This is a genomic window from Catalinimonas alkaloidigena (assembly GCF_029504655.1).
Classification (GTDB): Bacteria; Bacteroidota; Bacteroidia; order Cytophagales; family Cyclobacteriaceae; genus Catalinimonas; species Catalinimonas alkaloidigena.
In genome coordinates, this window is record NZ_JAQFIL010000001.1 from 2,390,686 (window position 1) to 2,406,700 (window position 16,015).

Annotated in this window: 9 protein-coding genes; 3 read left to right on the forward strand and 6 right to left on the reverse strand. The window is 41.3% G+C overall.

Features of this window, described 5'->3' with window-relative positions:
- Positions 1-63: 63 nt before the first annotated feature.
- The gene (locus OKW21_RS09805; protein ID WP_277479242.1) at positions 64-2,682 is read left to right on the forward strand and encodes a cation-translocating P-type ATPase; all 2,619 of its coding nucleotides are present in this window, start codon (positions 64-66) and stop codon (positions 2,680-2,682) included.
- 13 nt (positions 2,683-2,695) lie between these two features.
- Here OKW21_RS09805 and OKW21_RS09810 read toward each other — a convergent pair whose 3' ends face one another.
- A complete protein-coding gene (locus tag OKW21_RS09810) occupies positions 2,696-2,956 on the reverse strand; it encodes a hypothetical protein (RefSeq protein ID WP_277479243.1) in 261 nt (86 codons plus the stop codon).
- A gap of 178 nt (positions 2,957-3,134) precedes the next feature.
- The gene (locus OKW21_RS09815; protein WP_338130039.1) at positions 3,135-5,705 is read right to left on the reverse strand and encodes a M56 family metallopeptidase; all 2,571 of its coding nucleotides are present in this window, start codon (positions 5,703-5,705) and stop codon (positions 3,135-3,137) included.
- Positions 5,706-5,936: 231 nt separating this feature from the next.
- Between OKW21_RS09815 and OKW21_RS09825 the strand changes: the two genes are divergently transcribed.
- Positions 5,937-7,355: a zinc-dependent metalloprotease gene (locus tag OKW21_RS09825; RefSeq protein WP_277479244.1), complete on the forward strand. Its 1,419-nt coding sequence runs from the start codon at positions 5,937-5,939 to the stop codon at positions 7,353-7,355.
- Positions 7,342-8,439 (forward strand): zinc-dependent metalloprotease, encoded by a 1,098-nt coding sequence (locus OKW21_RS09830; RefSeq protein WP_277479245.1) that lies wholly within the window; start codon positions 7,342-7,344, stop codon positions 8,437-8,439. The genes OKW21_RS09825 and OKW21_RS09830 overlap by 14 nt, the downstream gene beginning before the upstream one ends.
- A 9-nt stretch (positions 8,440-8,448) precedes the next feature.
- Here the strand turns inward: OKW21_RS09830 and OKW21_RS09835 are convergent, their stop codons facing one another.
- The 4 genes from OKW21_RS09835 to OKW21_RS09850 form a co-directional block, all read right to left on the reverse strand.
- Entirely contained in the window at positions 8,449-8,817 is a 369-nt protein-coding gene (locus OKW21_RS09835; RefSeq protein ID WP_277479246.1) for a hypothetical protein, read from the reverse strand.
- Positions 8,818-8,949: 132 nt separating this feature from the next.
- Positions 8,950-11,430 carry an ABC transporter permease gene (locus tag OKW21_RS09840; RefSeq protein WP_277479247.1) on the reverse strand — a complete coding sequence of 827 codons (2,481 nt, stop codon included), beginning with the start codon at positions 11,428-11,430 and terminating at the stop codon, positions 8,950-8,952.
- Positions 11,431-11,498: 68 nt separating this feature from the next.
- On the reverse strand, positions 11,499-13,964 hold the full coding sequence (locus tag OKW21_RS09845) for an ABC transporter permease (RefSeq protein ID WP_277479248.1): 2,466 nt from the start codon (positions 13,962-13,964) through the stop codon (positions 11,499-11,501).
- Positions 13,965-14,095: 131 nt separating this feature from the next.
- Positions 14,096-15,916 (reverse strand): pyruvate kinase, encoded by a 1,821-nt coding sequence (locus OKW21_RS09850; RefSeq protein WP_277479249.1) that lies wholly within the window; start codon positions 15,914-15,916, stop codon positions 14,096-14,098.
- Positions 15,917-16,015: the final 99 nt, after the last annotated feature.

Genomic DNA, 16,015 nt, shown 5'->3' on the forward strand with positions numbered 1-16,015 from the left:
TTGATGGATTTCTGTCATTTTTTAAGCTGTTGATTTTTTAACCTTATTATAAGTACATCTATCTTGGAATACTACCTGCAATCCTCTGAGCATACATTTGAAGAACTGAGTTCCTCACCAGAGGGGATTTCTGAAAGCGAAGCAAAAAGTCGTTTAGAAAAAAATGGTTTGAATGAGCTTGATACCGAAACAAAGATCAACAAGCTCAAAATACTAATAAACCAGTTTAAGTCCTTCATTATCTACATCATGTTGTTCGCACTGGTGTTATCACTGATACTTGGAGAATACTCTGATGCCATAGTCATTGCTGCTATACTGATTGCAAATGCCATCATTGGATATTATCAGGAAGTAAGTGCCCAGGAATCTTTACAGGCATTGAAGGAGATGGGAGTGGTAAAAGCGAATGTCGTTAGGGATGGAAAAACCAAAGAGATTGATTCAAAATATCTGGTAAAAGGGGATGTGGTGTATTTGGAAGCAGGTGATAAGGTGCCCGCGGATGTGCGTATTTTTGAAGCTAAAGAACTTAAAGTAGAAGAGTCCGCCCTTACTGGCGAAAGTCTGGCAGTAGAAAAAAGTTCAGAGAAGCTGGAAGATGAACTTCAAATAGGTGATCAATCTAATATGATGTTCTCCTCTACCAATGTACAAAGTGGTACTGCCCGTGCGGTAGTGGTCAGAACGGGTATGGAAACTGAGATCGGAAAGATTACCGAGATGGTAAAAACTTCCGAGAAACAGCTTACCCCTTTACAGAAGCGATTGGACAGGTTTGGCAAACGCCTGGGCTATGCTGTAATCGGCATATGTATAATTGTACTGGCAGTGATCGGTATCCGCGATTACATTGAAAATGGCTTTTCATGGAATGCGATCCTTGATGCATTGCTCGTTGCCGCTGCGCTGGCAGTAGCGGCTGTACCCTCGGGTTTGCCTGCAGTAGTGACGATTGCCTTGAGTGCAGGAGTAAAAAAACTATTGCAGCGTAAAGCACTGGTACGTGAACTATCATCTGTAGAAACGCTAGGCTCCTGTAATGTGATCTGTTCAGATAAAACTGGAACGATCACCCAAAATCAGATGACGGTAAAAAAAGCCTGGACGCTGGAAAGCGAAGCAGAAATTGAAGGGTCTGGATATGAGCCGGAAGGCGAAGTAAAAGAAAATGTATCTGAACTGCTCTTTGAAATAGGAAAGGTATGTAACAATTCATCGATAGGAAAAGAGGAAGGTGAATGGAAAATATCCGGTGATCCTACAGAAGCAGCATTATTGGTGTCAGCTGATAAAGCCAGGGCAAATGGCCAGGTAAAACGTTTGGATGAAATTCCTTTTAACTCCGACCGTAAAAGGATGAGTGTGCTCATCAACAAAGACGGAAAAGAATATGTATATACCAAAGGTGCACCTGATCAGATTCTGGAGGTATGTTCGCATGCGCTTAGAGGAGAAGAGCGAGTAGACTTAGATGAAGAGGTTAAGAACACCATATTAGAACAGGTAGACAATTTTTCTAAGCAGGCCCTAAGGGTGCTCGCTTTTGCTTACAAAGAAAAGAACGGAGAGTTTAAAGAAGATGGGCTCACTTTTGTCGGCTTACAGGCGATGATTGACCCTCCCAGACCTGATGTAGTTGACTCTATTAAAATTACGAAGAAGGCTGGAATCAGAGTAATCATGATCACGGGTGATTATAAAGAAACGGCCAGTGCTATCGGAGAAGACGTAGGAATTGAAGGAGAAGTAATTACCGGATCTGAGCTGGGTAATATGTCTGATGAAGAGTTGGAATCGCATCTGGAAAAAGGAGCATGCGTCTTTGCCAGAGTTATTCCGGAACATAAACAAAAAATTATTGCTGCCCTGCAAAGGAATGGCAATGTGGTTGCGATGACAGGAGATGGCGTTAATGATGCTCCCGCACTTAAAAAGGCAAACATAGGGGTTGCAGTGGGTTCAGGAACTGATGTTGCAAAAGAAGCCTCTGATTTTGTATTGATGGATGACTCATTCACCAATATCGTACATGCTGTGGAAGAGGGGAGGGGTATTTATGATAATATCCAGAAGGCGATTATGCACTTATTATCTGGTAACCTCTCTGAAGTATTAATCATATTCACCGCTACCCTATTAGGGTGGAGTCTGCCCCTTACTGCTATCATGCTGCTCTGGATCAATCTGATTTCTGATGGTGCCCCTGCTTTGGCGTTAGCAGTAGACCCTTATGGTGATGATATTATGGAGAGAAAGCCCAAGAAAGGAAGCTCCGGGATCTTACCTAAACCCGAATTGATTCTTACCTGTATTTTGGCTGTGATCTCTACGATCGGTGCTCTGGTGCTGTTTTATTGGGCTGGCGGAAATGACAAAGAACAGTTACAACTGGCGCAGACTACCGCTTTTACCTATGTCGTTATCTCTGAGTTTATATTACTATTGGCAGTCAGGAGTTATTTTTCCATTCCTATATTTACAAATAAATGGTTATGGTTAGGGGTTGGCGTAAGCTTAGTACTTCAGGTAATACTGATCTATGTTCCAGCGGTGAGAGATATCTTTGAACTTGAAATGCTGGGAAGTAGAGAATGGATGGCCATAGCAATCACTTTAGGAGCAGTCGCAGTATTATCCTTTATTACCAAAACGATTATCAAGAAGAAAACAAAAGGCTAATTTGCACTTGAGGTTAAGCAAGAAAGGTGTTAAACTTGATATCTGACAAATAAGGATCTAACTGCTTATTGTCTGTAAAAGAGACAATATCACCGATATAGTCATATTTACTGTTGTACCATATCTCGACGAAGAATCTACCATTGTGGTACAGGTTGATCCTAAACCGCTTATGTTGTTCGTAATGAAAGCGGGTAGCTAAAAAAGTGCAGCGGTTCCATACATATTTGCACTTTTTTTCTCGGGGTAATTTTTCAAATTCGTGATTTGTCATTTTCCTCAACCTCAATTACTTAAACTCATTTCAATCGCTATTATTTTTTTGCAGCATACTCAAATCTAATTTAAATTAATTTACAGTGAAACTCAATGAATTTTATTGTTGAATTAACGATTAAAAGGGCAACCGATATAGCTGCCCTTTTTGCTTATCATATGGGTACTAAATAAAACTATTCTGCTATTCTGCTAATGCTGAATGTAAAACCTTCTTCAAATTGGAATACCTCATGTTCTTTCATCCAGTTCAGATACTTTTGGTAGTATCGATCTGAAAGTTTTTCCTCATTGAGAAACAGGCCCTGACTGGAAAGTTTAAAAGTGTATTTTTCTCCTTCACGTATCAGATCATCTTTCTTTAATTCGTTTTCCAACGCTCTGTTTGCCTTTTCAAACTGGCTTTCCTGTACCTGAAATCTTTCTTCCTGAATTCTCATCAATTCTTCATCCTGCTCAATTTGTTTTCTAAATTGCTCCTCCTCTAATCTGAACTGCTCTTCCTGTTGAAGCATTTGCTTTTCTAACATTCTTTCCTGCACCTCCATCCGTTGTTCAAACGCCATTTCATGCTCTTTCATCTCCTGCGCTTTTTCTTCCATAAATTCGCGGATCAATACTTCTTTCTCTCGCATGAGCTTCTCAAATTCCTTTTCTTTTTTTCTCATGGATGCCTCAAGTTCTCTTAATCTTTTCTCAATAGAGGTATCCTGAACATAAAGTCGATAGTTGTTAGTATGAGTATCTAATCTATGAAGGGATGAATCTAATTGAGCCAGAGCCTGGGGCAGCGAATCATTAAGGGTACGAATGTCAATGGTTGAATCAAAGCCGAAGGAATAATCAAATTTGGGAATGTTGTCTAGAATTGCTGAAATATCCATCACAATGTCAGGAATAGAGTCTAATGGATTTAAATTCATCAGCACAGAATCAATATTTGGAAATGCATGAATCTGATTAGCTATAGATGTCGCAATTTTGACCTGTCGTAATGAATCATGAGATAAATGAAGATCAGCATGTATATGCGTTGTAAATGGATGGACTGGCATTTGTGGTTTTGTAGTATTAGGTAGTGTATCATGCTTGTTTTCAGATACATCAATATTTAAGTCTACATCAATCTCTTCATCTATATTTATGCCTTTTGATATTTCCAGCCCGGGATCAGGCTTAATGTCTACGTCGTTTTCAATATCAAGATTAACGGCAGTATCCTGCATGCTGATTGGGTTTGGAAAATTAGCCCATTCCAGGGCTTTGTGGACTTTTTCTCCATAACGATACGCTATACTGTCCCCACTTGTGCTCAGCAGTAGTAAGATTGCGGCTACCACGCTAACGGATATAAAACGAGCCATTGGGTTTTCACCTTTTTTACCAGGTTCCAGTATCCTTTCAATTCTAAGCAGAAGACTGCTTTTCCCTCCATTGACAGCTAATGCTATATTTCTCTGGAGAAGCTTTACCTCTTCTACACTTGCCAGTGCCTTAGCATAAGTGAGTGAGTTACCGCATATGCTTACAGCCAGATCATCACAGCATTTTTCTCTTTCCTCACGGATAACGCTGTTAATCCACCAGATCGCCGGATGGAAAAAGAAAATGATTTCAAATAAGGATTGAAGAATGTTAATCCAGTAGTCTTTTCTGTATACATGCGCGATTTCGTGGGCAATAATCGCTTCTATTTGATCTTCAGGTAGTTTGCTCATCATTGAGGCAGGAATGAGTATGATTGGTCTTAAGTGCCCCAGCATGATAGGAACCCTGGCCATATGCGACACCAGCACTTTTACATTTTGCTCAAGTCCAAGATGCTCTGTCATACAGTGAACCTTCTTTTCCCATTCCTTCGTAAGCGGTGATATCCATTTTTTCTTGAGGGTCTGTATGTAGATCAGTGAACCTGCAAATTTTAAGGAAAAGAGCAAAACCCCCAATATCCATCCCATGACAATCCAGTGCAGGTGTGTATTTACATATGATTTCGCCTGATCTACTAAGGATGAAAGTTGCCGCCTTTGGCTTTCAACTTCAGCTGTTGCTGCATTTTCATAGGTGGTCTGGAAAGGTTGTGTGCTCATACCACTTCCTAAGTAAATTTCATCTTGTAAATTTTTTAGTTCAGGCTGATGATGAAAATAGAGGTCTAAAAATGTAGTGCCTGAAAGTATACCTGTAATGAGCAGAGCGGTAACTTCTAAAAAATATTTGATATTTGGACTTATCTTATTGGAAAAGGCAAGGATGAGGTACAGGCAAAGCGCAATCAGCGTGGATTGCCACAGGCTGTGGAGCAAAGTCCAGCCCAATGCATTGATCAAATGATCTAAAGTTGCTTGATTCATTTTTTCACCTCCTTCAAGTTTATTGATGAGTGCTTTAATTTTTTGTAAATCTTCTTTGGAAGTTTTTTTATTACCCAGGGTCTGCATCACCAGACTCATTGCTGAGCCCCCAAACGCACTTTCCATGAAACGGTCCAGTAGCATTTGCTGGGTTTGCTTTTGGGGTAGCCGGGCGTGATAAATATGACTGCGGCTTTCCTCATCGCGGCTGAGCATACCTTTCTGTACCATGTTCTGCATATTTTTCAAGGTTGTGGTATAGCCGGTGTCACGTTTCACGGCCAGTTTTTCATGAACTTCTCTTACAGTGGCAGGACCTGACTGCCATAATACCTGTAATATCTCCAACTCAGCTTCAGTCGGCTTGGGGGGTACTTTTCCTTTTTCCTTCATGTTAGTACGATTTATATCGTACTTCAATTATATACGAAAAGCATCGTATTTACAAATTTATCTACGATAATTATCGTAGATATGATTAGTATTTTTTACAACTATTTGAAAATGAGTTGATTAATTATTTGTTGGTATCTTTTAGATAATTAGCTTAATTCGCACTTTGGCACGCTTTACCTAATTTTTTTGAGTGCTATCCATGAATAATTGATAAACAAAAAGCCAATAATGAAGAAAAACAGTATTTATTTCCTGACCATAGTCTTGAGTATCCTGATAGCAGGCTGTTCGGTTTTTAAAGCACCCTCTTCCAAAAAAGATGAAAGTAGCGAGAATGCTGCTGCCAAAGAGGAGGAAAAAAAAGGTGATTTTACAGCTTATGATGAAGTGATCACTGAAAAAGCACAAACAGATAGTGGGTTATTTATCATACATAAAGTTGAAGAAAACTATTATTTTGAGCTTCCTGACACTCTCCTGGAGCGTGAAATTTTACTCGTCAGCAGGATTTCAGGGCTCACACCCAACCTGAGTTTTGGCGGTGCCGGAATGAAAGCCCGTTCCCAACAGGTGATCCGCTTTCAACGAAAAGACAAGCAAATCCTTTTGCGTCATGTATCTTATACCAATGTGGCTGATATGGAGCAACCTATCTATCAATCGGTCAAAAACAACAACTTTGAGCCGGTTATTCAAAGTTTTAAAATTCAGACCATAGCCGAAGATTCCAGTACGGTAGTAATAGAGGCAGATGATTTTTTTACCTCTGATATTCCCCTCATCAGTGCGCTCAACGATTCCCAACGCAAGAAGTTTAAAGTGAAGAGACTGGACGGAAGCCGTAGTTTTGTACAGCACATGCGTAGCTACCCAAAGAATGTGGAAGTGCGCCACGTACTAACCTATGAAGCCGATGCGCCTCCCGCCGATGCGGAAGCAGGCACGCTATCATTGGAAATGAATCAGTCAATGATCGTTTTGCCAGATGAACCTATGATGCCTCGCCTGGCAGATAATAGAGTCGGCTATTTCAGTATAGAGCAGTATGATTATGGAATGAATAAGCAAAAAGCCTTTCAAAGGGAATATATCACCAAATGGCAACTGGTTCCTAAAGACAAAGAAGCTTATGCGCGTGGAGAACTGGTTGAGCCTGTAAAACCCATCGTGTATTACCTTGATCCTGCCACTCCAATGGAATGGAGACCCTATCTGAAGCAAGGGATAGAAGACTGGCAGAAAGCTTTTGAAAATGCTGGTTTTAAGAATGCGATCATCGCAAAAGATCCACCCAGTGAGGAAGAAGATCCTGAATTTTCTCCTGAAGACGTGCGCTATTCTGTTATTCGTTACATTACTACGCCTATCCAGAATGCGCAGGGACCGCATGTCCATGATCCTCGCACCGGAGAGATATTAGAGAGTGATATTTTGTGGTATCATAATGTAATGAACCTCTTGCGCAACTGGTACCTGGTTCAGACCGCAGCCGCTAATCCTGAGGCACGTAATGTAGAATTTAGCGAGGAGCTCATGGGGCAACTTATACGTTTCGTAGCTGCGCACGAAGTAGGGCATACCCTGGGCCTTCCTCATAACTGGGGTTACCAGCTACGCCTATCCGGTAGATTCATTGCGTTCACCTGAATTTACTGCTACGCACGGTACGGCACCTTCAATTATGGATTATGCACGCTTCAATTATGTAGCACAACCCGGCGATGGAGTAACTAACTTCTTTCCTGCTATTGGCGAATATGACGAGTGGGCTATTAAATGGGGATATACGTATTTTCCTGATAAAGATTCTCCTGAAGCGGTGGAGGAGGTTTTGGATGAATGGGTGAAAGAAAAAGCAGATGACCCGGCTTATTTTTACGGACGTCAATCAGGCGCTAAAATAGATCCACGTTCACAAAATGAAGATTTGGGAAATGATGCAGTTAAAGCGAGTGAATACGGCTTAGCAAATTTAAAGCGGATAATGCCAGATCTGATGGAATGGACTTTTCGTGAAAACGAAACCTATGAAGAGCTGCAAGAAATATACGAGCAGCTAATTGGACAGTGGTATCGCTATATGGGGCATGTCACCAAAAATGTAGGAGGAGTCTATGAAAACTACAAAACTTACGATCAGGAAGGTCCCGTTTATGAGCCTGTGTCGGAGGAAAAGCAGAAAGCAGCAATGAATTTTTTAACTGAAAATGCCTTTGCTACCCCGGAGTGGATGATCAATGAGGAAATACTGAGCAGAATAGAGCATGCAGGGATACTGGACAGGATCAGAAAGTTTCAGGAGAATGTGTTGAATGACCTGATGCATCCGCAAAGGCTTGCCCGTCTGTTAGAGGGAGAAGCACTTTATGGGGATGGTACCTATAGCGCCCTTACAATGATGGATGATCTGAGAGAAGGAGTGTGGTCCGAAATCTACCGTGGCCAAAATATCGATCCTTACCGAAGAAACCTTCAGAGAGCCTATCTGGAGAGAATGGAGTATTTGTCGGATAATGAATTGGGTAGTATGTCCGACAATTTTAAGGAGTATTATGGCTGGACAGAGGTAGACGTAAGTCAATCCGATATCAGGGCTATAGTGAGAGAAGCGTTAAATATGCTACAGAATGATGTAGGCGTAGCCCTTCGTAGAAATACCAATCGGGAGACCAGTATTCATCTGGAAGATGTGCTTTACCGTATTGAGAAAATACTTGACAAAGAGGAATAGATACTATTCTTACCGCCTTAAAAAAGCTGAAAGGTTACGGGCTTCGCTCGTAACCTTTAATTTATTTTGTTTGGGAAAAGGTGAGTACGTAAGTGCTGTTTCATTGATGCTTTTGATCGCTTGAGGGTCATTTTCATCAAACAGCCAGATTCCGACTATCTCCTTACCCTCACGCCTTAGGGTAGCGCCAACAAGCGTATATTGAGAATCTACTTCAACCTTTTGTGCGGCTACATTAGTAGGTAGCACTTCACCATTAAGGTTTAGGCTTACAGCTTCTATTTGAAAATCAGTAGGAGCAATAATTTTGGTAGAGTCAAAGTCCTCGCACGCACTTACCAAAAATACCAGTACAATGATTGAGAAAAATCGCGACATAACACAAGAGTTTTTATAATCAACGTAAGTGTCTGGATTCTGTTATGCTATTCTGTAATAATGAGGTACAAGAGATGATTAATGAGTAAAGCCTTCATTTTTCATTGCTCATTAACCATCATTCAATACTTATCATTCGTATCTGAGAGATTCAGTGGGATTCGTCAAAGCAGCCCTAATGGTATGTACCGATACCGTAAGCAGCGCCAGCATTAGCACGAATACCAATGGCAGGATGAGTAACCACCAACTGATATCTATGCGAAAAGCATAGTTTTGCAGCCACTGATGCATCATCCAATAGGCAAAAGGAAGGGCTAAAATTCCCGCGATAAAGATCAGTTTTAAGAAGTCCTTGGAAAGCAAAGTGAGTATACTGCTTACTGATGCCCCCATCACTTTACGGATACCGATCTCCTTGCTACGCTGTACAGCGGTAAAAGAGGATAAGCCTAATAATCCCAGGCAGGCAATCAAAATAGCCAGCACAGAAAATATGCTGAAAATTCTGCCAAAACGCTCGTCTGCCTGATACTGACGGTTGAAGTAAGTATCAAGAAAATAGTAGTTAAAAGGGTTGTTAGGTAATACTTCTTCCCAACTAGCTTTCAGGAATGCTAAAATGCTGTTAACAGAGGCACTTTGTGAAGGATCAATTTGCACGATGTAGTTACCATCAAAAAGCTCGTTAAAAAAAGCAATAGGTTCATAGTTGTTCTGCAAAGCATTTTGATGGAAATCAGGAACGATACCGATGATCTCATAAGAAGTGACTCCCCAGAAATTTATGACACCAAAATTTTCACCAATGGCTTCTTCCGCTGAGCCAAAGTCAAGTAGTCGTAAAGCAGCCTGATTGAGTATTACCTTGTGATGATTCTGTTCCTCAACTTCTGAAAAATTTCTGCCTGCCAATAGTTTGATATCCATAGTAGGAAAATAATTGGCGTCTATGCTGATATCCCTGATTTCTTTCACATTTTCTTCATCCCTTCCTACCATTCTGGTTTCACGTTCCGTTTCCCCAGGGACATAGCTGGCAGCACTCACTTCTTTTATAAAAGGGTTAGTTAGCACAGCATTGCGCAAATTTTGGACCGTTTGAGCAAAAGAAATCTCCTGGCCCATCACATTGGCACCTTCAATCACCAGTCTTTGTGAAGTATCAAAGCCTAGTGCCTGTGTTCTCATAAACGAAATCTGACCGTAGATCACAATGGTAGCAATGATTAGGGTCATTGAAATGGCAAACTGAAAAACTACCAGCACTTTTCTTATATTAAGCCCTTTTCTCGGTGAAATGAGCTGGTTTTTTAACACAAATGCTGGGCGGAAGGACGAAAGTATCATTGCCGGATATATGCCAATCAGTAAAGTACTGAATATAAATATCGCGACAATCACTATCCAGAATGTACCTTGCTCTAAGGAAAATAGGCTAAAGGCAATGTCACTCAATTGATTAAAATAGGGAGTACTCAGCTGGATCAGTGTAACAGCCAACACCAGGGCAACTGCGTTAATGATGCCTACCTCTAATAAAAACTGACCTAAAAGTTGAACCTTTTTGGCACCCACCACTTTTCTTAGCCCTACTTCTCGTGCACGACCTACTGCACGAGCAGTTGAAAGGTTTACATAATTGATCCAGGCTATGCCGAGGGTAAATAAAGCAATTATCCCCATTGCATATACCCAATTTATATTGCCGGTAGCGGTCGGCTCATTCATCAGTGCTGAATGCAGGTGAATGTCACGGATAGGCTGTAATCGATAAACTTCAGACATATTTTCTGCTTTATTCCTGCTTTCGATCATTTCAGTAAGCTGTTGCCCTATTTTATCTGCATTCATCTGCGTATTAAGCACCAAATAAGTGTAGCTAGTATTTGGTCCCCAGGTAGTTTCAAACATGCTTAGCCGCTGTTCTTCAGGGATTTCTTCAGGTAAGAAGTATGGCAGCGTTGCATGAGAAAAAATAATATCGTAATCCAGGTGAGAGTTTTGCGGAATATCTTTAAAAACACCTACTACTTCAAAAATAACTTCTCCTTCCCTGGTAGAATTAAAGGCAGTCAGTAACTTATTCAATGCTTCGGTTTGCCAGCCGTCTCCAAAATATTTTTGCGCCGAAGATTGTGACATGATCACCTGATGGGGTTTTGAAAGCAGGGAGTCACCTAGTTTTGCTAGCAGATTCAGAGAAAAATACCGGACAAAACCAGGGTCAGCAAAAATTATTTTTTCTTCTTTGAAGGTAAGTGGATCAGCTGAATCCTTGGGTTGATAGATCAGCGTACTGCTTTTGGACCAGTAAGACAGCCGGAAATAATCTTCAATCCCAGGAATTTCATTGATCACAGCAGGTCCTAAAGCAGAAACTGTGAAAGCATTTTTTGATTCAAGCTCTCCATCCTGATATCGGTCTACACCTACGCGATATATGTTTTTCCCTTCTTCCTGAAAAGTATCATAATTCAATTCAAATTGTACGTATTGAAAAATAAGCACAAAAGCAGCGATTCCTGTTGCCAGTCCAAAGATGTTAATGAATGAAAAACCTTTGTTTTTAATCAGGTTTCTCCAGGCGGTTGTAAAGTAGTTCCTGAGCATTGTAGTTACTGATTAGGAATTGATGACAAATGACTGATGATTAATGAATAGGGGGCAATGTTTAGTCATTATTCATATCGCAGAGATTCTGCCGGGTTTGCCAGCGCTGCTTTAATGGTTTGAAAACTGATGGTGAAGATGGCGATCAGCAGTACGGTACCCCCGGAAATCAGCAGCAAATCAAAGGACACATTGAAATGATAGGCAAATTCATTTAGCCACTCCTGGGTAGCCCACCAGGCAAAAGGAGCCGCGAGAACAAAAGCGATACCTACCAGCCGGAGAAACTTTCGGGAGATAAGCCAGGTAATTTGGCCTACACCCGCACCCAATACCTTTCGGATGCCGACTTCTTTGATCCTTTGTTCTACGGAAAGGTTGATGAGTCCAAAGAGTCCCAGGCAGGCGATCACAATAGCCAGAAAGGCAGCAATACTGATAATCTCACCGGTTTTAGTGTCAGCCCGGTAAAGCTCTTCAAATTTATCATCCAGGAAATGATATTCCAACGGGTTAGCAGGATCAAAAGTCTGGGTGACTTCCTCAATGGCCGCGATCGTCTGCTGTAAGTCTTCCGTACCAATTTGCAAGGTGTAGTAATCAATAGGGTAGTGGGGGTTCCGATAATAAGTAATTAATGAGGGTGTCACTTTTTTGTGTACAGACTGAAAGTGTACGTCTTTAAAGACCCCAATCACTTCGGCTACGAAGGGTTGATCTAGTTCGTCCTGATTAAAATGGCTAAACTCAATGACCTTCCCTACGGGATCAGTCAGTCCCATTGTTTTTACTGCGGTTTCGTTAATCAGAATTTTGGCTGAATCAGCAGGTATGTGCCTGAAATTCCGTCCTTCGGTCAGTTGAATGTCATAAGTAGGGAGAAAATCCTCATCACCCGCAAAGTATAGAAATTCAATCAGGCTACGCTCTTTTTTAGCACTAATGGTAGAGAGCCACTTCCATTCACCGGGCACTCTCGTGCTAGCAGTGACACTTTTTACGTTGGGCAGATCCTGAAAAGTAGCTTTCACAGTTTCATACTTCTCCCGCAAAACCTGGCTGTTAATGTCTACAGTCACCAGTTGTTCACGATCATAACCCAGATCAGTATTGCGTATAAAATGCATTTGCCGGTAGTTGACTATGGTGGCCGTGATCATGATGATGGCAAAGGCAAATTGTGCTACCACCAATAGCTGGCGTAATGAAGTATTTTCCCGAGTTGTTACATTTTGTTTTAGGATTATTGATGGTTTGATGCGGGACAGATAAAAAGCAGGGTATGTGCCTGCTAATAATCCTGAGATGATCCCGACTCCTAACAGTATGAGCACAATAGAACTACTGAAGAGGTTGAGCTCCAGGGTTTTATCAGTTAAATTATTGAAATAGGGCATCAACAGCTGCACAAAAGTCACCGCCAGTATGAGGGTAATCAAAACAATTAAGATTGATTCACCTATAAACTGATACATCAGTTGTCTGCGGCTGGCACCTACCGTTTTTCTTAAACCCACCTCTTTAAAGCGTTTCATGGCTCGTGCAGTGGAGAGGTTAACATAATTGATGAAGGCGATGAGCAAAATCAACAGTCCTATGCCTCCAAAAATATACACATACGTGATATCAGCATGAACGATATAATCGTTGTCTAAATGCTGTGAGTGAAAATGGATATCAGAGAGTGCTTGTAAGCTATATTGATTGTTTTGGAATTCCGATGTTCTGTTGGCATTGGCAAGGTTAGTCAACTGATCAGCAACAGCTTCAGGATTTGCATCTTCATTGAGAAGCAGATAAGTGGCAAATTCATTTGAGCTCCAGTCATTTTCAAGAAAATTTCTGATCTGGTCAAATTTAGACAGACTTACCAGGGAAAAGAATAGTGACGGTCTGAAGTGAGCATTGGAAGGAAAGTCCTCTATCACTCCTGTGACTGTTATCTCATCTTCAAACTGGCTGGCGTACATACTTTTGCCTAGTGGCGATTCATCGCCAAAATATTTTTTAGCAAGTGATTCAGTAAGCACTACAGAAAATGGTTGGTTCAGCGCAGTTTCCGCGTTTCCTTCAATAATTTTGCTGTCAAAAACCTTGAAATAAGAGGAGTCAGCCACTAAAAAGTTTTCGTAGGCACGAAACTCATCATACCCTAAAGTTAGTCTTCCGAAGACATTCAGACGGACGATATCATCTACTTCAGGAAGATTTGCCAAAGCCGCCGGGCCCAGCCTGGTGGCAGCACCCACTACCTGACGTTCCCCATTTTCATCATAGATCGTTTCCGTAATCCTGTAAATCCGGTCAGCCTTGCTATGATATTGGTCAAAACTTAGTTCATCAATTACATACAGCGCGATGAAAATAACCGCGATAAAGCCTAGAGAAAACCCTAGCAGGTTTACCGCAGAAAACACTTTATGCTTCAGCAGATTACGAAAAGCGATTTTGAGGTAGTTCTTGAGCATACTGTCAATGATTATTGAGAAATGAATAATGACTGCATTGATTAGTGCCATGTCTGCATCAATCATTATTCAATAATCATTAAAAAAGCTATGCCAAAGCTGATAACAAAGCGCTGTAGCTATATTTTAAATTATTTTGTTCGGTATTGTTTCATTTTAATACGGTAAGATGTTCCAGAATGAAACAGTTTAAAAAATTACTTCCCCTTTAAATCAAGGTTTTGTACAATGCTGGAGCTTTTTTTCTCCTGTTTTACTACCTTTCGTGAGATTTCTCCCAACATCTTAATAGCTTTGATGATGTAGTCACCTTTGTTTAGCATAATACAATCTGCCTGATCAGCCATGGCTGCATCAGTAATCTCGGCACGTTTGGGTATGCCTTTTTTAGCTACGCCCTCTAGTACCTGGGTAGCCCAGACATTGGGAATATGAGCAGCCTGGCATAACCACAAAATTTCTTCCTGTAAGACTGACATACGCTCCCATCCGATCTCTACCGCCAGGTCACCTCGGGCAATCATGACCCCAAGCGGATAATGCTGTAAGGCACGAAGCAGCAGCCATGGCAGTTGGTTAACAGCTTCTTCGGTTTCTATTTTCAACATGATACCTATATTTTTGGCTCCTCTCTGCTGCAGTTCGTGTAGAAAATCAGAAACATCTTCCGGCCTACGTACAAACGATAGATTGACGATATCGGCATGTTTTACCACAAAATCCAGGTCCTGCTTATCCTTTTCTGTCAGGCCGCTGATTTGAAGATCCGTCTCAGGAAAGTTGATGCCTTTGTTTTCTTTGAGCGAACGTTTACCGTTTTTGGCGTGGGTAATTTCTACATGCAATTCATCTTCAGAGGTTTTGCGTACTATTCCTTCAATTTTACCATCATCAAAACGGATAGCCTGGTCTTTTTTGACGCTTTTGAAAACCTCAGGCAGCGTACATGAAATATGGGCAGGAGAAGTCAGTTGCCCCTGCTCATCGTAGCGGGCAGGCTCCCCTTCCTGTTTATTTTTATGCAGGATCAGAGTATCACCTTTTTTAAGAGAGATTTTTTGTCGGCTGGAAGGTAGCTTACCAACATTAATACTGGCAATTTTTTTCCTATCCTGCCAATGCTCAAGACTGAGCCCGGTTTCTATAAAGACTTCTTCCTCAAAAGAAATGATGGCTCCCTGATCATCTATCTCAACGACTTTGGCTTCTTGCTTCACATTGCGGGTATCTTCAAAGCGTATGCGATCTCCTGCATGAAGCTGCGCAAGCCAATCCTGCTCAACAGGTACCTGTAAAAAGTCTTCACTGGTATCTATTTCAGTTACCAGCTTCAATAAAGCCGGAGAAATAGTTTCTCCTCGCTTATCTCGTTCCGGCTTGATCTGAATCAGCCTTGGCCCTTTCTGAATACTACCTGTCCGGATCTTAGGGCCGCCCAGATCCATCAGAATTTTACACGGCTTTTTCAGTTCTTTGCTGGCCGTATGCACATGCGCAATGATACTTTTCCAGATATCAGCATCATCTTTCGCACAGTTAATACGGGCACAATCCATACCTGCAGCTAACATAGCATGCACCAGCGCATAGTCGTCGGCCATATCAGTATCCATAGTGACCATGATATAAGCTCTTTTGGGCTGAGACTCTGATCCTAGCAGCGCTTTTCTATTTCTTTTCCTCAATGCCTTACCCTCACGGATAGTTATCAGTGGTCTAGCCTCTTGATATGAACGCTCCTGATAGTGGTGTAAAATACTTTGCACAGCGCTTATATTAGCCAGCACATGGCTTTCGGCATGTTGCAGTGAGGAAATACCCAGCTCAGAGAGGCCATCCTGATATGCACTGATATCTTTATTTCTTAAGGCCAGATAATGAAGAAGATTTCGGGCACTATCTTGTGCGTCAGGACTTACTTTCTCTATCTGCTCAGCATAACGACTTTCAAGTTCGCGGGCAAAATTTTCTATATCTGATAGTCCTTGACTCAGTTCCTGCAATATTGACTGATCCATATAAATAAAAAATGGGCTACTGTTTTAAAAAATATTTGTCTATTCAACTCACAGCTTTATAGGGATGTTGTGATGAATATTAAGATTTTTATGAAAAAA